22 protein-coding genes (1 of these 22 cut by a window edge) are annotated in these 21,581 nt (G+C 65.5%); 18 read left to right on the forward strand and 4 right to left on the reverse strand.

The window, feature by feature from the left end:
• Window positions 1-31: 31 nt before the first annotated feature.
• Genes argJ through ACOYW5_RS18955 form a run of 4 tightly spaced genes read left to right on the forward strand, consistent with a single transcriptional unit; the run spans window position 32 to window position 2,682 of the window.
• Window positions 32-1,264, forward strand: coding sequence for a bifunctional glutamate N-acetyltransferase/amino-acid acetyltransferase ArgJ (argJ, locus tag ACOYW5_RS18940; protein ID WP_423066443.1), 1,233 nt, complete (start codon window positions 32-34; stop codon window positions 1,262-1,264).
• Window positions 1,264-2,028, forward strand: a complete 765-nt coding sequence (locus ACOYW5_RS18945; protein ID WP_423066444.1) for a GNAT family N-acetyltransferase — start codon at window positions 1,264-1,266, stop codon at window positions 2,026-2,028. Before argJ ends, ACOYW5_RS18945 begins: the two co-directional genes overlap by 1 nt.
• A complete protein-coding gene (locus ACOYW5_RS18950) occupies window positions 2,025-2,423 on the forward strand; it encodes a (deoxy)nucleoside triphosphate pyrophosphohydrolase (protein WP_423066445.1) in 399 nt (132 codons plus the stop codon). Before ACOYW5_RS18945 ends, ACOYW5_RS18950 begins: the two co-directional genes overlap by 4 nt.
• 55 nt (window positions 2,424-2,478) lie before the next feature.
• Window positions 2,479-2,682, forward strand: coding sequence for a Flp family type IVb pilin (locus tag ACOYW5_RS18955; RefSeq protein ID WP_423066446.1), 204 nt, complete (start codon window positions 2,479-2,481; stop codon window positions 2,680-2,682).
• Here the strand turns inward: ACOYW5_RS18955 and ACOYW5_RS18960 are convergent, their stop codons facing one another.
• Window positions 2,683-3,540 (reverse strand): SAM-dependent methyltransferase, encoded by an 858-nt coding sequence (locus ACOYW5_RS18960; RefSeq protein ID WP_423066447.1) that lies wholly within the window; start codon window positions 3,538-3,540, stop codon window positions 2,683-2,685. It abuts the gene before it with no gap.
• A gap of 37 nt (window positions 3,541-3,577) precedes the next feature.
• Between ACOYW5_RS18960 and ACOYW5_RS18965 the strand changes: the two genes are divergently transcribed.
• The 6 genes from ACOYW5_RS18965 (at window position 3,578) to ACOYW5_RS18990 (ending at window position 7,267) form a co-directional block, all read left to right on the forward strand.
• Complete coding sequence (locus tag ACOYW5_RS18965; RefSeq protein WP_423066448.1) at window positions 3,578-4,360, forward strand: ComF family protein; 783 nt, start codon at window positions 3,578-3,580, stop codon at window positions 4,358-4,360.
• A 32-nt stretch (window positions 4,361-4,392) separates the two neighbouring features.
• Window positions 4,393-4,647, forward strand: a complete 255-nt coding sequence (gene grxC / locus ACOYW5_RS18970; protein ID WP_423066449.1) for a glutaredoxin 3 — start codon at window positions 4,393-4,395, stop codon at window positions 4,645-4,647.
• A gap of 3 nt (window positions 4,648-4,650) precedes the next feature.
• Entirely contained in the window at window positions 4,651-5,511 is an 861-nt protein-coding gene (locus ACOYW5_RS18975) for a carbon-nitrogen hydrolase family protein (RefSeq protein ID WP_423066450.1), read from the forward strand.
• The gene (locus tag ACOYW5_RS18980; protein ID WP_423066451.1) at window positions 5,508-5,933 is read left to right on the forward strand and encodes a DUF1178 family protein; all 426 of its coding nucleotides are present in this window, start codon (window positions 5,508-5,510) and stop codon (window positions 5,931-5,933) included. Before ACOYW5_RS18975 ends, ACOYW5_RS18980 begins: the two co-directional genes overlap by 4 nt.
• Before the next feature lie 92 nt (window positions 5,934-6,025).
• Complete coding sequence (locus tag ACOYW5_RS18985; RefSeq protein ID WP_423066452.1) at window positions 6,026-6,886, forward strand: aldo/keto reductase; 861 nt, start codon at window positions 6,026-6,028, stop codon at window positions 6,884-6,886.
• Between the two features lie 135 nt (window positions 6,887-7,021).
• On the forward strand, window positions 7,022-7,267 hold the full coding sequence (locus tag ACOYW5_RS18990) for a hypothetical protein (RefSeq protein WP_423066453.1): 246 nt from the start codon (window positions 7,022-7,024) through the stop codon (window positions 7,265-7,267).
• Here the strand turns inward: ACOYW5_RS18990 and ubiG are convergent.
• The gene (ubiG, locus tag ACOYW5_RS18995) at window positions 7,264-8,013 is read right to left on the reverse strand and encodes a bifunctional 2-polyprenyl-6-hydroxyphenol methylase/3-demethylubiquinol 3-O-methyltransferase UbiG (RefSeq protein ID WP_423066454.1); all 750 of its coding nucleotides are present in this window, start codon (window positions 8,011-8,013) and stop codon (window positions 7,264-7,266) included. The two genes, ACOYW5_RS18990 and ubiG, sit on opposite strands and share 4 nt — an antisense overlap.
• 184 nt (window positions 8,014-8,197) lie before the next feature.
• On the opposite strand from ubiG, the gene ACOYW5_RS19000 reads away from it, so the two are divergent.
• From ACOYW5_RS19000 to clpB, 6 genes are all read left to right on the forward strand, one after another.
• The gene (locus tag ACOYW5_RS19000) at window positions 8,198-9,469 is read left to right on the forward strand and encodes an aspartate kinase (RefSeq protein WP_423066455.1); all 1,272 of its coding nucleotides are present in this window, start codon (window positions 8,198-8,200) and stop codon (window positions 9,467-9,469) included.
• Between the two features lie 65 nt (window positions 9,470-9,534).
• Window positions 9,535-11,802, forward strand: coding sequence for a phosphoenolpyruvate--protein phosphotransferase (ptsP, locus tag ACOYW5_RS19005; protein WP_423066456.1), 2,268 nt, complete (start codon window positions 9,535-9,537; stop codon window positions 11,800-11,802).
• Between the two features lie 6 nt (window positions 11,803-11,808).
• On the forward strand, window positions 11,809-12,885 hold the full coding sequence (gene prfA, locus ACOYW5_RS19010; RefSeq protein WP_423066457.1) for a peptide chain release factor 1: 1,077 nt from the start codon (window positions 11,809-11,811) through the stop codon (window positions 12,883-12,885).
• 14 nt (window positions 12,886-12,899) lie between these two features.
• Window positions 12,900-13,745 (forward strand): peptide chain release factor N(5)-glutamine methyltransferase, encoded by an 846-nt coding sequence (gene prmC, locus ACOYW5_RS19015; RefSeq protein WP_423066458.1) that lies wholly within the window; start codon window positions 12,900-12,902, stop codon window positions 13,743-13,745.
• 314 nt (window positions 13,746-14,059) lie between these two features.
• Entirely contained in the window at window positions 14,060-14,731 is a 672-nt protein-coding gene (locus ACOYW5_RS19020; RefSeq protein WP_423066459.1) for a DUF4167 domain-containing protein, read from the forward strand.
• 215 nt (window positions 14,732-14,946) lie between these two features.
• Window positions 14,947-17,562: an ATP-dependent chaperone ClpB gene (gene clpB, locus ACOYW5_RS19025; protein WP_423066460.1), complete on the forward strand. Its 2,616-nt coding sequence runs from the start codon at window positions 14,947-14,949 to the stop codon at window positions 17,560-17,562.
• A gap of 84 nt (window positions 17,563-17,646) precedes the next feature.
• Here clpB and ACOYW5_RS19030 read toward each other — a convergent pair whose 3' ends face one another.
• Window positions 17,647-18,141: a hypothetical protein gene (locus tag ACOYW5_RS19030; protein WP_423066461.1), complete on the reverse strand. Its 495-nt coding sequence runs from the start codon at window positions 18,139-18,141 to the stop codon at window positions 17,647-17,649.
• 914 nt (window positions 18,142-19,055) lie between these two features.
• On the opposite strand from ACOYW5_RS19030, the gene ACOYW5_RS19035 reads away from it, so the two are divergent.
• The gene (locus ACOYW5_RS19035) at window positions 19,056-19,400 is read left to right on the forward strand and encodes a VOC family protein (RefSeq protein ID WP_423066462.1); all 345 of its coding nucleotides are present in this window, start codon (window positions 19,056-19,058) and stop codon (window positions 19,398-19,400) included.
• Window positions 19,401-19,430: 30 nt separating this feature from the next.
• Window positions 19,431-20,933 (forward strand): MFS transporter, encoded by a 1,503-nt coding sequence (locus ACOYW5_RS19040; protein WP_423066463.1) that lies wholly within the window; start codon window positions 19,431-19,433, stop codon window positions 20,931-20,933.
• A gap of 6 nt (window positions 20,934-20,939) precedes the next feature.
• Here ACOYW5_RS19040 and ACOYW5_RS19045 read toward each other — a convergent pair whose 3' ends face one another.
• On the reverse strand, window positions 20,940-21,581 hold the final stretch of the coding sequence (locus ACOYW5_RS19045; RefSeq protein WP_423066464.1) for a M23 family metallopeptidase. Its footprint extends 1,326 nt past the window's final position; only the last 642 of its 1,968 coding nucleotides appear in the window; its start codon lies off the right edge, out of view; the stop codon is at window positions 20,940-20,942.

Raw genomic sequence — 21,581 nt, forward strand, 5'->3', positions numbered from 1 at the left:
TGGGCCTAAAAAGTCGCCATGAGGACGTAAAATGGCCCATCCCGTCTCCCCGCTCGCGCCCAAGTCTTATCCGGAACTGCCCGAAGTGGCCGGGGTGCGATTTGCGACTGCGGAAGCCGGGATCAAATACAAGAACCGCACCGACGTGCTGCTCGTCTCGATGGACGAGGGGACCGTCGTTGCCGGGGTTCTCACCCGCTCGAAATGTCCGTCGGCGGCCGTCGACTGGTGCCGCGACAACCTGCCGGGCGGCAAGGCTCGTGCCCTGCTGGTCAATTCGGGCAACGCCAATGCCTTCACCGGCAAGAAGGGCAAGGCGGCCGTTGCGCTCTCGGCCGACATCGTCTCCAAGGCGCTCGGCGTAAAGCCGTCGGAAATCTTCCTTGCCTCCACCGGCGTGATCGGCGAACCGCTGCCGGCCGAGAAATTCGCCGCCGTCGCCGATGACCTTGCCAGGCGAGTCGCGCCCGGTCCGTGGATGGATGCGGCCAAGGCGATCATGACCACGGACACCTTCGCCAAGGTCGCGACGGCAAGTGTCGAGTTCGACGGCGTGCCGGTGGTGATCTCGGGCATCGCCAAGGGCTCGGGCATGATCGCGCCCGATATGGCGACGATGCTGAGCTTCGTGTTCACCGACGCGCCGATCGCGTCCGGCGTGCTCAAGGGCTTGTTGCAGCCGGCGATCGATACGAGCTTCAACGCCGTGACCGTCGACAGCGACACCTCGACCTCCGACACCTGCCTCGTCTTCGCCACCGGCAAGGCGGCAGTCGAGCCGATCACCTCGGCCGACGACCCGCGCGCTGCCGTGTTCGCCGAGGCGCTGACGGACGTGCTGCACGAGCTCGCCATCCATGTCGTTCGCGACGGCGAGGGCGCCACCAAGATGGTGACCGTCACCGTCGAGGGCGCCGAGAGCGACAAGAGCGCCTTCCGGATCGCCCAGTCGATCGCCAATTCTCCGCTGGTCAAGACCGCCATCGCCGGCGAGGACGCCAACTGGGGCCGTATCGTTATGGCGGTGGGCAAGGCCGGCGAGCCGGCCGATCGCGACAAGCTCGAGATCAGCTTCGGCGAAATCCGCGTCGCCACCGAGGGCGAGCGCGACCCGGCCTACGATGAGAGCAAGACCAGCGCGTACATGAAGAACGAGGATATCGACGTCCGCGTTGGCCTCGGGCTCGGTTCGGGTACGGCGACGGTCTATACCTGCGATCTGACGCACGGCTACATCACCATCAACGGGGACTACCGGTCCTGATGGTTCCGCTCAACGTCAGCCAGATTGAGGGGGCGACCCTCACCGCCTGGCCCGCGCTGCGGCAGGCGCATGATGGGCTGTGGCTGTGGCGCTATGCGCGCGGCTACACCAAGCGCGGCAACTCGATCCACTGCCTAGATCCGTCCGACGGCGCCTATGCCGAGTTGCGGCTCAGGCAGATGGCCGAACTCAGCCGGCTGCACGGCATTCCGCCCGTGTTCCGCGTCACCCCGCTCACCGCCCCTGAAATCATCGACGTGCTCGATGGGCTGCAGTGGGAGGAGTTCGAGCCGAGCCTCGTGATGGCAATGGAAATGCCCGACCAGGATTTCCCGGTCGACTACCAGGCCCGCTATTTCGATCCGTCCGATCCGGCCTGGTATCGTGCGCAGGCGCAGATGTCGGGCTACGACCAGACGACGACCGAGGTCGTCGCGCAGATCGTCGGCGCCATCGCCTGCCCGGCGCAGGGCGTGCTCGTCTACCACAAGGCCGGCCTGCCGGTGGCAGCGACGCTCGCGGCGGCGTCGGGCGGGGTCGGGGTGTTCCTCAACGTCGTCACCCATCCGAGCGCGCGCGGCATGGGCTACGGACGGGCAGTGATGGGCGCCGCGCTCAACTGGGTGCGCTCGACCGGAGCGACGCATGCGGCGCTGCAGGTGCTGGCCAGCAACACGCCGGCGCTCAACATGTACTCGTCCTTCGGCTTCGGCGAGGTCTACCCGTATGTCTACCGGCGGGCGCCGGACTGGGGCCGCGGGTGAAGATCCTGTTCGTCGTCGCTTGCGCCCTGATCGATGCCGACCGGCGCGTGCTGATCGCCCAGCGCCCCGAAGGCAAACAGCTGGCGGGGCTGTGGGAGTTCCCCGGCGGCAAGCTTGAAGCAGGCGAAACGCCCGAGGTAGCGCTGATCCGCGAACTCGAGGAGGAGCTAGGCATTTCCACCCAGACGGCGTGCCTTGCACCGTTAACTTTTGCGTCGCACTCTTACGAAAGCTTTCATCTTCTGATGCCACTTTACGTCTGTCGTAAGTGGCAAGGAGTGCCGCAGGCTCGCGAACATGCCGCCCTGAAGTGGGTGCGCCCGCAATCCTTGCGCGACTACCCTATGCCACCCGCCGACCTGCCGCTGATCGCCCCGCTCTGCGATCTGCTGTAGCGCGAGCGGTACGGCGGAACAGGCTGCAGATCGCAGTGCTGCCAGGGGGTTGCGGATGAGCGTTCTTCAGGTCCAGTTGTCGCGGTTTGCTGCCGACGAGGGTGGCGCCACGGCCATCGAATACGGCCTGATCGCCGGCCTCATCGCCGTGGGTATCCTCGTGGCGATGACCGCACTGGGTGGCGGCGTTAGCACCATGTTCGACTTCATCTCGAGCCGCGCCGGCGAGCAACTCGACAACGCCGACGAATTCCTCTGATCAGCCGTCCTTACCGAGCACATCCCTGAGGCTCACCGTGGCGCTGCCGCGGCGCAACGGCTTTTGCTGGCTGTCGTGCGGCGCCCAGCCCAATAGCCAGATTATCTCCAGCGTCGCCCGCACGCGCCCGTCCGGGTCTCCGGCAATCTGCTGATACGCTGCGGCCGCCGTGCCGATGAGGGTGCGCGTCGCCATGCGGTCCGGGCGGTCGGCCAGCGGGTTCTGTGCGCCAAGCCCCTTCAACTCCCGCATCAGCTTCAACGCGTCGGCATAACGCACCGGATAGGTCTCGAGGTCGGTGACCGGCAGGGCGAGGCCGGCGCGCTGCAGCAGGCCGCCGGCATCGGCCAGCGGAATGAAGGGCGCGACGCGGGCGAAGGCCCCGCCCGAAAGCTGCGAGTCGGCCTCCAGAAGGGCCTGCCGCAGTTCGATCAGGCTGTTGCCGCCCAGCGTTGCCGCGATCATCAGGCCGTCGGGCCGCAGATGGGCGCGGAGGCGGGACAGGAAACCGGGCACATCATTGACGACTTGCAGGTCGAACAGGCTGACGATCAGGTCGTAGCCGGTTTGCGGCAACACCAGCAGCTCGGGGTCGACCAATGGGGCGTCGGCCGAGCCGAGGATGGTCGAGGCGCGCTCGAACGAGAAGACGCCGTTGGCCGAGCGGCCGAGTAGCGGCAGGCGCGCGCCCTCCGGCCCGATGATCAGCGCCTGCTCAAAGTCTCGGGTTATGGTGATCAACCGGGCCGCGAGGTCGTCGAGGACGATCTGGCCGACGAAATCTTCCACCGTCGGGTCGCGGCGCAGGAGGTGCTGGGCGATCAGTTCGCGATCGAAGACACGGGGCGGGAGGGACATGGGCAAACAGCGCCGTCTCGATTAGGCTTGTCGCCTTATGGAATTGGGGGACGCCAAAGTCAAAGCCGGACCGGCCGCCGCGATCGTGCGGCTGGGTCGTGGCCTGCTCGACTTCGTCTATCCGCCCACCTGCCTCGATTGTGGGGCGCCGGTTGCCACGACGGCGAGCCTTTGCCCCGGTTGCTTCGGCAAGCTGAGGCCGATCACCGCGCCCTATTGCCCGGTCATGGGCCTCCCGTTCGAAGTCTCGATCGGGCCCGACGCGCTGTCGGCCGAGGCGATTGCCGATCCGCCGCCGTTCGATCGGGCCCGTTCCGCGGTGCTTTATACCGAGGTGGCACAAGCCCTCGTGGCCCGGATGAAGTACGGCGATAGACCGGAGCTTGCCGGGTTTTGTGCACGGATGATGCATGGCGCGGGGCGGGACCTGTGGGAGGGGGAGCCGGTTCTTGTACCGGTGCCGCTCCATTTCTGGCGGCAGGTCAGCCGCCGCTACAACCAATCCACCGAACTGGCGCGGGCGCTGGCGCGGCTGACCGGGCTCAAGGTCGATACCGGCATCGTTCGCCGGACGCGCCTGACCCGGCAACAGGTGGGCCTCTCGAAAGATGCGCGGCAGCGCAACGTGGCGGGCGCCTTTACTCCGCATCGTGATGCGGTTGCCCGGCTCAAGGGACGTGGGGTGGTGCTGGTCGACGACGTGATCACCACCGGCTCGACGGTCAAGGCGATAACCCGTGCTCTAAAGCGCGCTGGCGTGGAGAAAATCGACGTGATCTCGTTCGCCCGCGTTGTGACTGGCGCCGACCTCCCCATATAAGTGGCAACAAAGCAGCAGCAGTTCTTGGTGAGATGAAAAAAGTAGAGATCTATACGACCCAGTGGTGCCCATATTGCGATGCAGCCAAGTCGCTCTTGCAGAAGAAGGGCGTGGACTATGAGGAGGTCGATGCCGACGACGCCGATACCCGCATGGCGATGGTGCAGCGCGCCCACGGGCGGCGCACCGTGCCGCAGATCTTCGTCGGTGAAACCCATGTCGGCGGCTATGACGACATGGCGGCGCTGGAACGGCGCGGCCAGCTCGATCCACTGCTCCAGGACTGATCGATGCGCGTTGCCGCCCTGCAGATGAATTCGGGCACCGAGCCGGGGCCAAACCTCGACCAACTCGAGCGACTGGCGACGGAAGCGGCCGGGCAAGGCGCGACCTATCTCCTCTCCCCCGAAGTCTCGGTGGTGTTCGCCGAGAACCGCGATGGCCTCAGGGCCGTAGCTGGTCCGTGGGAGGGCAATTCCGCGATCGCCCGGGTGGGCGCTATCGCGAAGAAGCTCGGCGTCAACCTGCACCTCGGCTCCCTGGCCGTGGCGTTGCCCGATGGGCGCTTCGCCAACCGCTCAGTGCTGTTTCGTCCCGACGGTACGATCGCAGCGACCTATGACAAGATTCATCTGTTCGATGCGACGCTTCCCGGCCTCAAGAACTATCGCGAGAGCGAGACCTATGCCGGTGGCGGTCATGCGGTTGTTACCGATGCGCCGGGTTTCCCGCTCGGCATGACCATCTGCTACGACGTGCGCTTTCCGGCGCTGCACCGCGCGCTGGCTGAAGCCGGGGCCCAGGTGATCTCGGTTCCCGCCGCCTTCACCGTGCCGACCGGCGAAGCGCATTGGGAAGTGCTGTTGCGGGCACGCGCCATCGAGACCGGTTCGTGGGTGATTGCGGCGGCGCAGGCCGGCCAGCACCAGAACGGACGCTCGACCTGGGGGCACTCGATGATTATCGACCCGTGGGGACGGATCGTCACCCAGCTCGGCGGCGACGGTCCTGGCGTCGCCGTCGCCGAAATCGAACTGAAGGCTGTGGGTGAAGCGCGCGGCAAGGTTCCGGCGCTGGACAACGCACGGCCGTTTTCGCTAACCCTCGACGCGGGCAAATCAACTACCGCCCGCGAGGATGTTTCCGCGTGATCAGTTACTCGCTCGTTTGCGACAATTCCCACAAGTTCGACGCCTGGTTCCGCAATGCCGAGGCCTATGAAGAGCAGCACGATCGCGGCATCGTCACCTGCCCGATGTGCAACTCGGTAAAGGTCGAAAAGGCGCTGATGGCGCCGGCGGTCAGCCGCATGAATTCGGACAAGGTCTCGCTCTCCACCGGTCATCCGATGCAGTCCGCGATTCGCGAGATGCTGCGCACCATGCGCAAGAAGGTGACGAGCGAGGCGGACTATGTCGGCGACAAGTTCGCCGAAGAGGCGCGCAAGATCCATTTCAAGGAAGCCGAAGCCCGCGGCATCTATGGCGAAGCGACGCGCGACGAGGTCGCCGAGCTGATCGACGACGGCGTCGATTTCCTGCCGCTGCCGCATATTCCGGAAGAAGCGAACTAGGGCTGCAACTCGCCAAAGGGCGAGGTTGATCGTCTCCTGCCGATGGAGTCATGCTGGTGATCCTCCCAGCGACTCCTTTGGAGACTTCCTTCATGTCCACTCCCGACGCAGCCCTTTCGGGCACGTTCGCTATTGGCGGCGACCTTGTCGTCAACCGGCTCGGCTTCGGCGCCATGCGCATCACCGGCCGCGGCATTTTCGGGCCACCGGCCGACCATGACGAAGCGATCCGGGTGCTGAAGCGCCTGCCCGAAATGGGCGTCAATTTCATCGATACCGCCGAGAGCTATGGGCCCAATGTAAGCGAGGAGCTGATCAGGGAGGCATTGTTCCCCTATCCCGACGATCTGGTCATCGCGACCAAGGCCGGCTTCCAGCGCTCCGGGCCCGATGCCTGGCAGATCGACTGCCGGCCCGATGTCCTGAAGCGCGGCCTCGAGGGTAGCCTCAAGCGCCTTGGTGTCGAGCAGATCGACTTGTGGCAACTCCACCGCATCGACTCCAAGGTCGATCGCAAGCTGCAGTTCGAAACCATCGCCGGCTTCCGCGACTCCGGGAAAGTCCGGCATGTCGGGCTCAGCGAAGTCAGCGTCGCCGATATCGAGGAGGCAGGGAAGTACGTGCCCATCGCCACGGTCCAGAACCGCTACGGCCCGACCGACCGGCATAGCGACGACGTGCTCGCCTACTGCACCGAGCACAATATCGGCTTCATCCCGTGGGCGCCGCTCGGCTCGGGCCGGCTGGTGCGGGCGGATTCGGTGCTCGAGGCTGTGGCCCGGCGCAATGACGCGACCACCAGCCAGGTCGCCATCGCCTGGGCGCTGCAGCGCTCGCCGGTGGTGCTGATGATCCCCGGCACCAGCAAAGTCGCCCATGTCGAGCAGAACACCGCCGCAGCGGCGCTGAACCTTTCGGCGGCCGACGTGGCCGAGCTCGATGCGCTCGGCTAGCGTTTGCCCCGAAAAGGCCCCGCTGCGGCCACGTGGATGAACGGTACCTGACATCTGGTTCAGGTACCGTTCAAGGCCGGGGTTCCAGGTTCCCTCCAACGACAGGCATTCCGGTGCCAGACTTTGGAGGATGAAATGCATCACTCGACCCTGACCCCCGCGACGACCGCTACCGGCGGCGCCATCCGGGCCGCGACCACCGAAGCTGCCGCCCTGGCGCTCAAGGCGCTGCGGCCGTTCGATTTTGCAGTCGAGACGGCGCTCGACGCCGCCTACGGCGTCGGTAACTGGTTCCTCTACTGGGACGAGGACCTGCGTGGCCGCCCGATCAAGGGCACGATCACGCTGGCCTATGGGCACGACACGCTGATCGTCGGCTAAGCTGGCTTGTTGGCCGGCTTCTCGGCCAGCACCATGTAGTTGACGCCGGTGTCGCGGCTCTGCCGCCATTCGTCGGCGAGCGGGTGGAACACCACCCCGACCTTGTCGACGACTTTCAACCCGAAGCGGGTGACCAGCGCCGAGATCTCGTCCGGCGTCAGGAACTTCGAAAAATCGTGCGTGCCCCTGGGGAGCCAGCCGAGCACGTATTCCGCCCCGACGATGGCCAACGCGTAGGCGCGCGGCGTGCGGTTGATGGTGGCGGTGAACAGCAGCCCACCCGGCTTCACCAGTTTCGCGCAACTCTCCATGTAGAGCGGCACGTTGTCGACGTGCTCCACCACTTCCATGTTCAAGACGACATCGAACTGTTCGCCGGAGGCCGCCAGCGCTTCCGCCGTGGTGGTGCGATAGTCGATCTCCAGTCCCGATTGCTCGGCATGGTGCCTGGCGATGCCGATGTTCTTCTCGCCGGCATCGATCCCAACCAGCGTCGCGCCGAGCCGGGTCAGCGGTTCCGAAAGCAGCCCGCCGCCGCAGCCGATGTCGAGGATGCGGATACCCTCGAGCGGACGGCGCACGGTGCTGTCCTTGCCGAACTGGGCAATGGCCTTGTCGCGCACATAGCCCAGCCGCACCGGATTGAACTTGTGCAGCGGCTTGAACTTGCCCCGGGGGTCCCACCATTCGTCGGCCATGGCCGCAAACTTGGCGATCTCGTCGGGGTTGATGGTGGTGTCGCTCATGGGGCGGTTATCGGACGAGTGGGGAGCGGGGGCAAGAGCACTCGATGGCGCAGTGTCTGTGGCTCCCCCTTCGGAGGGGGCTCCACGCACCGAAGGCAGTGTTGATAAGTGGGGCCATTTATGGCACACCCCGCCCAATTTCTGAGCGTACCGGCGGGTTCCGCCGCTAATCGGGGTAGGGGCCTTGGGCCGTATCGTAGTGAAGTTCGGCGGCACGTCGGTCGCCACCGTGGAGCGCATCCGCCAGGCGGCGCTGCATGTGAAGCGGGAAGTCGACGCCGGCAATGAAGTCGCGGTGGTCGTTTCGGCCATGAGCGGCAAGACCAACGAACTGGTCGGCTGGGTCAATGAGGCCTCGAAGCTGCATGACGCACGTGAGTACGATGCCGTCGTCGCCTCGGGCGAACAGGTCACGGCTGGCCTCATGGCGGTGGTGCTGAGCGAACTCGGTATCCCGTCGCGCTCGTTCCAGGGCTGGCAGGTGCCGATCAAGACCGACGACGCGCATGGCGCGGCGCGGATCGTGGAGATCGATCCGACCGAGCTTGAAAAGCGTTTCGCCGAAGGCGTCGTGCCTGTCATCACCGGCTTCCAGGGCGTGGCGCCGTCGGGCCGCGTCACGACGCTCGGCCGCGGCGGCTCGGACACTTCTGCAGTCGCCGTCGCGGCCGCGGTGAAGGCCGATCGCTGCGATATCTACACCGACGTCGACGGCGTCTATACGACCGACCCTCGCATCACCCCCAAGGCCAAGCGGCTCTCCAAGATTTCCTTCGAGGAAATGCTGGAAATGGCGTCACTCGGCGCCAAGGTGCTGATGATCCGCTCGGTCGAGATGGCGATGGCGCATAAGGTGCGCCTGACTGTCCGTTCCACTTTCGACGATCCGAATGCGCCGCAGATCGCGCCGGACGGCACGCCGGGGGTTCCCGGCACTATCGTATGCGATGAGGATGAGATCATGGAAAAGCAGATCGTTTCGGGCGTCACGTTGGCACGGGCCGAATCCAAGATCACGCTCCGCGACGTCAAGGACCGGCCGGGCGTCGCCGCTTCGATCTTCGGCGCTCTCGCCGACGAATCGATCGTCGTCGACATGATCGTGCAGAACGTCTCCGAGGATGGCTCGACCACCGACATCACCTTCACCGTGCCCGATGCCGAGCACGACAAGGCGGTGAAGGCCCTGAGGGCAGCGGGCGAGGCCGGCAAGTTCGAATATGCCAAGATCCAGAGCGCCAAGGGCGGCGCCAAGGTCTCGGTCGTGGGGGTGGGCATGCGCAACCATGCGGGTGTCGCGGCCTCGATGTTCAAGGCGCTGGCCGACAAGTCGATCAACATCCAGCTGATCACCACTTCGGAGATCAAGACCTCGGTCCTGATCGATGATGAATATGCCGAACTTGCGGTTCGGGCGCTCCATACGTATTACGGGTTGGACAATCAGGACGCCTGAGACGCCTAGACCCCGGTCACGGCGCCCTTGGCGATAGGGCGGCGCCGGGCCGCCGGGCGGGAATCATGGCCACAACGATCAGCGGGCCGCGCGTGCTCCTGAAGCAGTTGCGCGAAACCATGGCGGAGCCTTTGGCTTCGCAGGATCGTCTCGACAAGATCGTGGGCCTGATCGCCGGGAACATGCACGCGGACGTGTGCTCGTTCTACGTGCTGCGCGACGACAACGCGCTCGAACTCTTCGCCAACCGCGGCTTCAAGCCCGAAGCGGTACACTCGACGACCCTGCGGCTGGGCGAAGGCCTCGTCGGCCTCATCGCCAAGCAGGCCGAACCGCTCAGCCTCGACAATGCCCCGGCTCACCCGGCTTTCGCCTATCGCCCGGAAACCGGCGAAGAGGCGTTCCAGGCTTTTCTCGGCGTGCCGGTGCTGCGCGCGGGTCAGACGCTGGGCGTGCTGGTCGTCCAGAATCGCGACGCGCACGTTTATGGCGAGGACGAGATCGAGGCGATGCTCACGACGGCGACGCTGCTCGCCGAGATGATGTCGACCGCCGATTTTGACGCGCTGATCAAGCCGGGCCAGGACATCGACCTACGCCGGCCGCGGCAGTTCATCGGGAACGGCTTTTCCGACGGTGTGGCGCTCGGCCAGGTCGTGCTGCACGACCCGCGCGTCGTCGTCACCAATTTCGTCGCCGAGGACACCGAGGTCGAACTAGAGCGCCTCAGCGAGGCGCTCGACCGGATGCGGCTCTCGATCGACCAGATGCTCAGCCATGGCGACATGCAGAGCTTTTCGGATCATCGCGAGATTCTCGAGAGCTACCGGATGTTCGCCAACGATCGCGGCTGGGTCGATCGGTTGCGGGAAGCCATCGATAACGGCCTCACGGCCGAAGCGGCGGTCGAGCGGGTGCAGAACGATACCCGCGCCCGGATGATGCGGTCGACCGACCCCTACATCAAGGATCGGCTGCACGATCTCGACGACCTGGCCAACCGGCTGCTGCGTGTCCTCACCGGCGACGGCAGCGGGGTGGGGAAGAAGGATCTGCCCGACAACGCCATTCTCGTCGCCCGCAATATGGGACCGGCGGATCTGCTCGAATACGACCGGACGCGGCTGCGGGCCGTGGTGCTGGAAGAGGGCGCGGCCATCTCGCACGTCGCCATCGTTGCCAAGTCGCTCGGCCTCGTTGCCGTCGGGCAGGCCGAGAACATCGTGTCGCTGTCGGAAAACGGCGACGACATCATCGTCGATGGCCAGGCGGGCACGGTGTATCTGCGGCCGACGCCGGACATGATCCAGGTCTATGTCGACAAGGTGCGGCTCGGCGCCAAGCGGCGTGCCCACTATCTCGAACTCAAGGACAAGCCGGCGATCACGCGGGACGGGGTCGAAGTGACCCTGCTGCACAATTCGGGCATCGTCGCCGACCTGCCGATGCTGCAGGATACTGGCGCAGCCGGGGTAGGGCTCTTCCGAACCGAATTGCAGTTCATGATCGCCTCGCGGCTGCCGCGGCTGCGCGAGCAGGTCGAGCTCTATTCGGAGGCAATCCGGCTCACCGAAGGCAAGCCTATCGTCTTCCGCCTGCTCGATATCGGCGGCGACAAGGTCATTCCGTATCTGCGCTACGAGGCCGAGGAGAACCCGGCCATGGGGTTCCGCTCGCTGCGCCTCGCGCTTGACCGGCAGGGCCTCTTGCGCATCCAGATTCGCGCGCTGCTGCAGGCGGCCAATGGCGGGCCGATGAAGATTCTGGTGCCCATGGTCACCGATGCCTGGGAGTTCCGGCAGACCCGACTCGTGGTCAACAGGGAACTCGAGCGCATGAAGAATGCCGGCCAGCCGGTGCCAAGCAAGCTCGAACTGGGCGCGATGATCGAGGTGCCCTCGCTGCTGTGGGAGCTCGACCAGGTGCTGCCGGAGGCCGATTTCGTTTCGATCGGCTCGAACGACCTCGTCATGTTCCTCACCGCCGCTGACCGCGGCAACAAGCGTGTCGCCAAGGCCTATGATCCGATCGCGCTGCCGCGTTTGAGGGCGCTGAAGCACATCGTCGACATGGCCAGGCGCTACAACGTGCCGCTGACCATGTGCGGCGAGCTCGCGGGCAAGACCGTCGAAGCGCTGGCGCTGCTCGCCATCGGCATGACCAAGCTGTCGATGAGCCCGCCTTCGATCGGCCCGATCAAGGAAATGATCCTCGGGCTCGAACTGCAGCCCATCCGCAACTCCGTCTCTTCGGCCCTGCTTGAAGGTGCGAGCGGCCCCGGCATCCGTGAGCTACTGCTCGACTGGGCCGAGCGGCAGGGACTGGTGATCTAGGTATTCATGGCTACTCTTCCCGAGGATAAACTAGACGCGCTGACCAAGCGCTTCGACTATATCGAGGCGGCGATGTCGGCCGGCCCTGCCGCCGAAGAGTTCGTCAAGCTGAGCAAGGAATATGCCGAGCTCGAGCCGCTGGTGCGGCCGATCCAGGCTTACCGCAAGCTCGTGGCCGATCTCGAATCGGCGCAGGAACTGGCGAGCTCGAGCGACAAGGAAATGGCCGAGATGGCCTCGGCCGAGATCGCCGAGCTCAAGCCCAGGATCGAGCAGGCGATCTCCGAGATCCAGATACTCCTGCTCCCCAAGGATGCGGCGGACGACAAGAGCGTCATCCTCGAAGTGCGCGCCGGGACCGGTGGCGACGAAGCGGCGCTGTTCGCCGGCGACCTCCTCCGCATGTACCAGCGCTACGCCGATCTCGAGGGCTGGAAGTTCGCCCTGCTCGAGGAAACGCCGGGTGAAATGGGTGGCTACAAAGAAGTGGTCGCCAACATCACCGGCAAGGGCGCCTACGCCAAGCTGAAGTACGAATCGGGCGTGCATCGCGTTCAGCGCGTGCCGGCGACCGAGACGCAGGGGCGTATCCACACCTCTGCCGCCACCGTCGCGGTGCTGCCCGAGATCGAGGATATCGAGATCGACATCAAGCCCGAGGACATCCGCATCGATACGATGCGCTCGTCGGGCGCCGGCGGCCAGCACGTCAACACCACCGACTCTGCGGTGCGAATTACCCACCTGCCGTCGGGCATCGTGGTGACGGCATCGCAGAAATCGCAGCACCAGAATCGTGCCACTGCCATGAAGGTGTTGCAGGCGCGGCTTTATGAAGAGCAGCGGCATGCGCGCGACACGGCACGCTCGGAGTCCCGCAAGGAACAGGTGGGGTCGGGCGACCGGTCGGAACGCATTCGCACGTACAACTTCCCTCAGGGACGCGTAACGGATCATCGCATCAACCTGACGCTCTACAAGCTCGACAAGGTGGTGGCGGGCGACGCGCTCAACGAGCTGGTGTCGGCCTTGATCACCGAACACCAGGCAGCGCAGCTGGCGGCCATGGAGGGGGTTTCCTGACACTCAGCGTAGGCGTGGCATGGCGGGGAGTACGCGACCTGTTCCGGCGCGCCGGCATCGACACGGCGGAACTGGACGCCCGGCTGTTTGCCGAAGCGGCGTTCGGGATGGACCGGCTGGAACTGGTCAACCGCGAGCGCGAGACCGTCCCGACGGATCAGCTGAAGCTGCTCGAAGGCTATGCGGCGCGCCGGCTGAAGGGCGAACCGGTGGTGCGCATCCTCGGCGAGAAGGAGTTCTGGGGCCTGAGCTTCAAGCTCAATGCCGCGACGCTGGTGCCGCGCCCCGAGACCGAACTGGTGGTCGAGCGCGGGCTCGAGATCATCGGTCCGCTCGACGGAGCCCGCATCCTCGATCTCGGTACCGGCACCGGCTGCATTCCGATTGCACTGCTCACCGAATATTCCGACGTCACCGCCGTGGCGGTCGATCTGTCGCCCGAGGCGCTGGAGATGGCGCGCTTCAATGCCAACCGTCACGGCGTCGGCGACCGGTTCGAGACGCTCAAGGGCTCGTGGTTCGATCCGCTGGAGCCCGGCGCCCGCTTCGATCTCATCACCTCGAACCCGCCCTATATCGAAACCGCCGTGATCGCGACGCTGATGCCGGAAGTACGCGAGCACGACCCGCGCCTCGCCCTCGATGGCGGGCCGGACGGGCTCGAAGCCTACCGCGCGATCGCCGCCGAAGCGGGTCTGTTCCTCAAGCCCGAGGGCGTACTGCTGCTCGAAATCGGCTCGGCCCAGGCGAGCACGGTGAGCGACATTCTCGTCGGCGCCGGCTTCCAGGACGTCGAGGTGGCAAAGGATCTTGCGGGGCTCGACCGCGTCATCCTGGCGCGGCTGACCGCTGCCTCTTGAGTCCTCGTTAGGGAACGCCCATATTTTGTGCTTGGAAAGGCAGGGCGAACCAGATAGGTTCCCGTTGCTGTCAGCGGTGTGAGTAGATCGCACCCAGGAGACGGCCACCCGCTCATCGGCGAAACTGCAGTTGGCAGTGTTCGACACTCGGACGAGGAACCGGGGCGCCTTGATGGGCCACAAGTGGCATAACCGCGATAGCTCAGGCACCGCGAGGAACTGACTGCTCACGCCAAGGTTGGCGTCCGCGGCCCCCGGTGTCCGATGGCCAGATGTTGCCTTCAGTATTCTTTTCCAAGGCTTGAAAAGAGACGATGAGACCAAACCAGCAAAACAACAAGAACCGCTCCCGCGGCCGGAACAACAATGGTGGCCGCAAGCACGGCAACCCGCTGAGCCGGAACTACGAGAGTAACGGCCCTGACGTGAAGGTGCGCGGCAACGCCGCCCATGTCGCCGAGAAGTACCTGCAGCTTGCCCGCGACGCCCAGTCGTCCGGCGACAGCGTGATGGCGGAGAACTATCTCCAGCACGCCGAGCACTACTTCCGCATCATTTCCGCCGCCCAGCAGGCGCAACAGGCGCAGTTCCGCGGCGAGGTGCAGCAGGACGAGGACGATTTCGACGACGATTTCGCCCCGATCAACGATCGCTTCGCATCGCCCGAGCCGCGCGTGCCGTTCCAGCAGAATGGCCAACCGCAGCAGAGCGGCGGCCAGCATAACCAGCAGCCGCAGCAGCAGGCCAGCGAGTCCCAGTCGGCCGACGCCGGCGACGACAATGCCGTGGCCGAAGCGGCTCCGGCCGCCGAAGGCGAGACGCAACAGGCCGAGGGTGACGGCCAGCGCCGCCGCGATCGCCGGCCGCGCCGCCGTTCGCGCGGTGGCCAGGGTGGTGGCGAAGGCGGCGATCCCGCTAATTCGCCGCAGCCCGAAGTCGGCGAACTGCCGGCCTTCCTCACCGTCGGCAACACACCGGCGGAATGAGGTTTCAAAAGCCTTGGAAATTCGAAAGGCCGGGAGCGATCCCGGCCTTTTGTTTTCGGAATCGCTCCCCATATCAGCCTCGTAACCGGGGAGCGCCGCCAAGCGGGCCTCCGGACTGATCTGGCAAGAGCGCAGGACGTTTGAGCCAAATCAACGCTTCAGGCGTTGGACCCGTGCCTTTCTTGGGCGGGCCGACGTGCAAAGAGGAGAGTTGAATGAACATAGAGAAATACACCGAGCGCGCGCGCGGCTTCATCCAGAATGCGCAGCAGCTGGCACTTGGCCAGGGCCACCAGCAGTTCGCGCCGATCCACCTGCTCAAGGTGCTGCTCGACGACGATGAGGGTATGGCGGCGGGCCTCATCACCAAGGCCGGCGGCGATGCCAAGATCGCACGCGCCGAGACCGAGGCCGCCCTCAGCAAGATCGCAAAAGTTTCCGGAGATGCCGGCCAGCTTTATCTCGGCCGCGAACTGGCGCGCGTCTTCGACACCGCCGAGAGTGCGGCGCAGAAGGCGGGCGACTCGTTCGTGACCGTCGAGCGGCTGCTGCTCGCGCTGACCGTCGAGAAGGACACTGATGCCGGCAAGATCCTCGCGTCAGCGGGGGTGAAGCCGCAGGGCCTCAACGAAGCCATCAACGAGATCCGCAAGGGCCGCACCGCCGACTCGGCTTCGGCCGAGAACAGCTATGACGCGCTGAAGAAATATGCGCGCGATCTCACCGAGGCGGCGCGCGAGGGCAGGATCGATCCGGTCATCGGCCGGGACGAAGAGATTCGCCGCACTATCCAGGTGCTGAGCCGCCGCACCAAGAACAACCCGGTGCTGATCGGCGAGCCCGGCGTCGGCAAGACCGCCATCGTCGAAGGCCTCGCCATGCGCATCGTCAACGGCGACGTGCCCGAATCGCTGAAGAGCAAATCGCTGCTGTCGCTCGACATGGGCGCGCTCATCGCCGGCGCGAAATATCGCGGCGAGTTCGAGGAGCGGCTCAAGGCGGTGCTCAACGAGATTTCGTCGGCCGAGGGGCAGATCATCCTGTTCATCGACGAGATGCACACGCTCGTCGGCGCCGGCAAGACCGATGGCGCTATGGACGCCAGCAACCTCCTGAAGCCGGCGCTCGCCCGCGGTGAGCTCCACTGCGTCGGCGCCACGACGCTCGATGAGTATCGCAAGCATGTTGAGAAGGACGCGGCGCTGGCCCGTCGTTTCCAGCCGGTCTTCGTTGATGAGCCCACGGTCGAGGATACGATCTCGATCCTCCGCGGTTTGAAGGAGAAGTACGAGCTGCACCACGGCATCCGGATCTCGGATTCGGCCATCGTTGCGGCTTCGACGCTCTCCAACCGCTACATCGCCGACCGGTTCCTCCCCGACAAGGCCATCGACCTCATCGACGAGGCGGCGGCGCGGTTGCGCATGGCTGCCGAATCGAAACCCGAAGAGCTCGACGAGCTCGATCGCCGCATCATGCAGCTCAAGATCGAGCGCGAGGCGCTGAAGAAGGAAACGGACGAGGGGTCGAAGACCCGGCTCGGCCGGCTCGAGCAGGAACTCGCCGATATCGAGGAGCAGGCCAATGCGCTCACCGCGCGCTGGCAGGCCGAGAAGGAGCGCATGCAGGGCGGCCAGAAGCTCAAGGAAGAGCTCGACAAGGCCCGCACTGAACTCGAGCTGGCACAACGCCAGGGCAATCTCGCCCGGGCGGGCGAACTCGCCTATGGCGTGATCCCCGATCTCGAGCGCCGCATCAAGGCGGCGGACGATCCGGATGGCGACGGCAAGCCCGGCAATCCAATGGTCGAGGAAGTCGTCCAGCCGACGCACATCGCCCAGGTGGTGAGCCGCTGGACAGGCATCCCGGTCGATCGCATGCTCGAAGGCGAGCGCGAGAAGCTCCTCGCCATGGAAACCGAACTGGGCAAGCGCGTCGTCGGTCAGGCCGAGGCCGTGGAAGCCGTGGCGAAAGCCGTGCGTCGCGCCCGGGCGGGGCTGCAGGATCCGAACCGGCCGATCGGCTCGTTCATGTTCCTCGGGCCCACCGGCGTCGGCAAAACCGAGCTCACCAAGTCGCTTGCACAGTTCCTGTTCGACGACGAGCACGCCATGGTCCGGCTCGACATGAGCGAGTTCATGGAAAAGCACTCGGTCGCCCGTCTGATCGGCGCCCCTCCGGGCTATGTCGGTTACGACGAGGGCGGAGTGCTGACCGAGGCTGTACGCCGCCGGCCCTACCAGGTCGTCTTGTTCGACGAGATCGAGAAGGCGCATCCGGATGTGTTCAACATCCTGTTGCAGGTGCTCGATGACGGCCGGCTGACGGACGGGCAGGGGCGGACGGTCGATTTCCGCAACACGCTCATCATCATGACCTCGAACCTTGGGTCCGAGTATCTCGTCGGCCTAAAGGACGGCGAATCGGTCGAGCTGGTGCGCGGCAAGGTGCTGGACGTGGTGAAGGCCTCGTTCCGGCCGGAGTTCCTCAACCGCGTCGACGACATCATCGTCTTCCACCGGCTGCAGCGTGACCACATGGGTGCCATCGTCGATATCCAGCTCGGGCGGTTGCGCAACCTGCTGCGCGAGCGCGATATCGCCCTCGAGCTCACCCCGGCGGCCCGCGACTGGCTGGCGAACGAAGGCTACGATCCGGCCTACGGCGCCCGCCCGCTGAAGCGCGTGATCCAGCGCGAAGTGCAGGACAAGCTGGCAGAGGCGATTCTCGGCGGCACGGTTGGCGATGGCCAGGCGGTGATGGTGGATGCCGGCGACGGTGGACTGATGCTGCGCCCAGGTGGCGCGGGCGAGCACGCCGAGGCGGCATAAGGAGTACGGGGCCGGTCGAGAGACCGGCCCTTTTGGCCTCGCCCCCCACGCCTGTAGTGCGGGTGTGGGGGGCAGGCTACACCTTCAGCGATACAGTTGGCTCATGTCGAAGGCAGGTCGCGCAGCCAGTCGCTGCAGCGTGACGACCTCGTCGTCGCGTATCGGCGCCTGGAGTTCCTCGATCACATGCGGACCTTCTATCAGCCACTTGTCGCCAATGTCGAAGTCGGTGTTGCAGTCGCCGTCACCCCACGTCATCCCGTAGGTTGCCGTTTCGCCGACGGCGGGGCCGATGATATGAACATCCACGCGGAACAGGGCAGCCTCAATATCCATGTAGGCCGAACACTCAGGCCGCTGCCGCAACTCTTCCCACTCCCACCAGCGGAAATCGCCATGGTCGTCGACGCAACTCGCTGGTGGCGATCCAATGAACCGGGTGCCATCTGGAGTGACATATCCTATGACCGTCCCGCCAAAGATTTCCTTCACCCCGCCAAGCTTCTCCGCGAGCGTCGGCGGCCTGCTGGGTGGAATGAGGTCGCAGGCAATGGTTGGCGTGCAGACTAGCGCGAGCACGAGGGACGCAATTGACTGGCTTCGCACGTTCGATCCTCGCCCTGAGTTTCTACCCAAATAGTGATGCAACGGGACGCGACGCAAGTCACGACGCATGCAGGAGGTGCACGAAGCCCAACACATAATGTGAGGGTGTGGGGCGGCGCGATACCCCACCTCCCCACCAGCCGTCATCCCGGCGAACGCCGGGACCCACTGCTCGGTGTTTGGTCGAGCCATGGGACGTGCCGGTCCATCGCGGATAGATCGGCACGATATGGGCGTGCCGCAGCGCTGGTGCACTGGGTCCCGGCGTTCGCCGGGATGACGGCCGAGTTTGGGCGCCCGCTTTTCTTATCCTCCTCACCTCTGGCCCATGCGATTCTCCCACCCGTCCGCTGCACCGAAGCGAGATCATGACGAGTGGTTGGTGCGGTGGAGATTGGGTGATGGGGGAGTCGTTCGCCATCAGGCCGAAAGCACGACGGCATGATCCGGTTCGCCGGGGACGCCGCTAGCACGCGGGAGCCGTCCGATGCGGGATGGCTCGAAGGGACAAGGCTGCCACGCATGAGGCAGCTGCAGAGGCGGGACGGTATCCGGTGGATTCCGGCCGTTTGCAGTCGGCAGGTTCCTCGCGATGCGGCACGGGATGCGCCCGAGCCATCGTGCCATACGCCCAAAACCCCGATCGGCCGGCGAGGCGTGAGCCTCACTTACATTGCGGACTACCCGCGAGGGGCAAACGCCTCGCCGGCACGTCGCTTCATCTCCTTGAAGGCAAGGGGACGAGCTCTTTGACATCCTCCGGGGCCAACGGCCGCTGGATGCATCAGCATGCCGACTGACAGGGACCGTCTGCCTCAGCGACGCACCAATGCCTTGCCTCATCCTTCCTTACGCATTAGAACATAACAAGAACAACGGAGGGCGCTATGCCGCAGAGCTACAAGATCGACTACATCGAGTTCCCGTCCTCCGATGGACCGAACACCAGGCGCTTCCTCGGCGACGCCTTCGGCTGGGGCTTTACCGGCTACGGGCCCGACTACAACGGCATCAACGATGCGGGGATCGATGGCGGCATCGATTCGAGCGATGGTCGGCCCAGGGCGCCGCTGGCGGTGATCCGGACCGAGGATCTCGAGCTCGCCGAACGCGAGGTCGTGGCAGCGGGCGGCGTCATCACCACACCGGCCTTCGATTTTCCCGGCGGGCGTCGGTTCCACTTCCGCGAGCCGGGCGGGGTCGAACTCGCGGTGTGGATCGAGAAGGCGTAGGCTTTGCCATCGAGGCAGGGCGAGGGTCCCATGAACGACACAAATGCAGCGGCAGCGCCGGCGACCTTCTGTCCGGCGCAGAATCGCATCTATGTGCTCGTCGCGGCGATACTCGCCTCGTCCATGGGGTTCATCGATGGCTCGGTGCTGGCCATTGCCACGCCCGCCATCCGGGCCGACCTCGGGGCGAGCCTCGCCGATGCGCAGTGGATCTCCAACGCCTACATGCTGTTCCTCGCCTCGCTGCTCTTGATCGGCGGCGCGGCGGGCGATCGATTCGGGCTCAGGAACGTGTTCGCGATCGGCATCGTGCTGTTCGTCGCCGCTTCGCTCGTCTGCGCCGTGGCGCCTGACCCGGTCTTCCTCATCTATGCCCGTGCCGTGCAGGGAATCGGCGCCGCCCTGATGGTGCCGGGCAGCCTTGCCATCATCGCCAAGGCCTATCCGCGCGAGGAACGGGGCAAGGCGATCGGCCTGTGGTCGGCCTTCTCGTCGCTGACGACGATTCTCGGCCCGGTCATCGGCGGCTTCGTGCTCACCACATTGGGCGACTGGAGCTGGCGGCTGGTGTTCGCCATCAACCTGCCGCTCGGCGGCATCGCGCTGGCCTTGCTGCTGCTCAAGGTGCCGGCCGACCAGCCGGAGGCAGGTCGCAGGCTCGACTGGATCGGCGGCATTCTCATCACGGCAGCATTGTTGCTGATCGCACTCGGTCTCACCGGCACCGAGGGCAATGCTCCGCTGCTCAGTCACATCCTCGTCTATTGCGGTATCGGGCTCGTTGCGCTCTTCGCCTTTCTCTTTTGGGAAGCGCGCACGACTGCGCCAATGCTGCCGCTCCACCACTTCAAGCGCGCGGCCTTCTCGGGAGCGCAGGGACTCACCTTCGCGCTCTACTTTGCCCTCGCCGCCATCTCGTTCTTTCTGCCGATGGCCATGATCGGGGGCTGGGGTGTCAGCGCTGCGGAAACCTCGCTCGTGTTTCTGCCGCTCGGTATCCTGCTGACGCTGCTGTCGTCCTATGCCGGCCGGCTCGCCGACCGGGTCGGGCCGGGGCCGATGATTGCGGGTGGGGCGCTCGTCGTGGCGGCGGCCTTTGCCTTGATGGGACTGCTGGCGCCGCTGCAGAGCGTCTGGATCGGCGTATTGCCGGCGACCATTCTGATGGGGCTGGGGATGAGCGCGGTGGTGTCGCCGCTCTCGACCGCGGTGATGACCTCGGTCGAGGATCGCGACACCGGCCTTGCATCGGGCGTCAATAACGCGGTGGCGCGTGTGGCTGGCCTTCTCGCCGTGGCGCTGATGGGCGGTGTCGCCGCCTTCGTGTTCGAGCGCTCCCTGGGCGGGTTCGCCGAACTGCCGCTGTTCTTCGGCATGAAACCGGAGACACCGGTTCCGGCGGATGTCGAATCGGCCCGGCTTGCGGCCAACAATGCAGCCTTTGCAGCCATCGCCTATGCCAACGCGGCGCTCGCGCTGCTGTCGGCGGTGATCGCCTGGTTCACCCAGGAGAACAAGCTCGGCAAGAGTTAGGAAGCGTTAGTCGATCGAGGCGACGGTGATCGGCGCCGCGTCGCGCTGCATCAGTTCGCGGATCTGGGCGATGGTCTGCTCGAAGGTGCCCTCGTACTGGGCCTGGAGCGACTTGTCGCGCGGCAGCTTCACGCTGAGCGGGTCGACGAAGCGGCCGTTGACCTTGATCTCGAAGTGCAGGTGATTGCCGGTCGAGTTACCGGTCGAGCCGACATAGCCGATGATCTGGCCCTGCTTCACCCGGGTGCCCGGCTTCATGCCTTCGGCGATCTTGTTCATGTGGCCGTAGCCGGTCTCGAAGCCGTTGACGTGCTTCAGCTCGACATAGCGGCCGTAGCCGGAGGTCCACTGGGCCTTCTCCACCACGCCGTCGCCCGCGGCGTAGATCGGGGTATTGCGCGGCGCGGCGAGGTCGACGCCGGTATGCATGCGGCGCGACTTGAAGATCGGGTGGACACGGGAGCCGAAGCGGCTCGCAAGGCGTCCGCCCCCCTGCAGCGGCCGGCGGGTCAGGAAGCGCTTCCCGGTCTCGCCGGACGGATCGTAGTAGTCGACCGTGCCGTCATCGGTGCGGAAGCGGAACAGTTCGCGCGTCGTGGTGCCGAGCTTGAGCGCCACGTAGAGCAACTCCTGATGCCCGGCGGCATC

The organism is Devosia sp. CN2-171, assembly GCF_049354815.1.
Classification (GTDB): Bacteria; Pseudomonadota; Alphaproteobacteria; order Rhizobiales; family Devosiaceae; genus Devosia_A.

Coding starts and splice junctions, on each gene's coding strand:
- ubiG (WP_423066454.1), bottom strand. CDS start 8,013: ATGAGCGACACCACCATCAACCCCGACGAGATCGCCAAGTTTGCGGCC.
- ACOYW5_RS19020 (WP_423066459.1), top strand. CDS start 14,060: ATGAGACCAAACCAGCAAAACAACAAGAACCGCTCCCGCGGCCGGAAC.
- ACOYW5_RS19040 (WP_423066463.1), top strand. CDS start 19,431: ATGAACGACACAAATGCAGCGGCAGCGCCGGCGACCTTCTGTCCGGCG.
- argJ (WP_423066443.1), top strand. CDS start 32: ATGGCCCATCCCGTCTCCCCGCTCGCGCCCAAGTCTTATCCGGAACTG.
- ACOYW5_RS18955 (WP_423066446.1), top strand. CDS start 2,479: ATGAGCGTTCTTCAGGTCCAGTTGTCGCGGTTTGCTGCCGACGAGGGT.
- ACOYW5_RS19035 (WP_423066462.1), top strand. CDS start 19,056: ATGCCGCAGAGCTACAAGATCGACTACATCGAGTTCCCGTCCTCCGAT.
- ptsP (WP_423066456.1), top strand. CDS start 9,535: ATGGCCACAACGATCAGCGGGCCGCGCGTGCTCCTGAAGCAGTTGCGC.
- ACOYW5_RS18960 (WP_423066447.1), bottom strand. CDS start 3,540: ATGTCCCTCCCGCCCCGTGTCTTCGATCGCGAACTGATCGCCCAGCAC.
- grxC (WP_423066449.1), top strand. CDS start 4,393: ATGAAAAAAGTAGAGATCTATACGACCCAGTGGTGCCCATATTGCGAT.
- ACOYW5_RS18945 (WP_423066444.1), top strand. CDS start 1,264: ATGGTTCCGCTCAACGTCAGCCAGATTGAGGGGGCGACCCTCACCGCC.
- ACOYW5_RS18985 (WP_423066452.1), top strand. CDS start 6,026: ATGTCCACTCCCGACGCAGCCCTTTCGGGCACGTTCGCTATTGGCGGC.
- ACOYW5_RS18975 (WP_423066450.1), top strand. CDS start 4,651: ATGCGCGTTGCCGCCCTGCAGATGAATTCGGGCACCGAGCCGGGGCCA.
- ACOYW5_RS18965 (WP_423066448.1), top strand. CDS start 3,578: ATGGAATTGGGGGACGCCAAAGTCAAAGCCGGACCGGCCGCCGCGATC.
- prfA (WP_423066457.1), top strand. CDS start 11,809: ATGGCTACTCTTCCCGAGGATAAACTAGACGCGCTGACCAAGCGCTTC.
- ACOYW5_RS18990 (WP_423066453.1), top strand. CDS start 7,022: ATGCATCACTCGACCCTGACCCCCGCGACGACCGCTACCGGCGGCGCC.
- clpB (WP_423066460.1), top strand. CDS start 14,947: ATGAACATAGAGAAATACACCGAGCGCGCGCGCGGCTTCATCCAGAAT.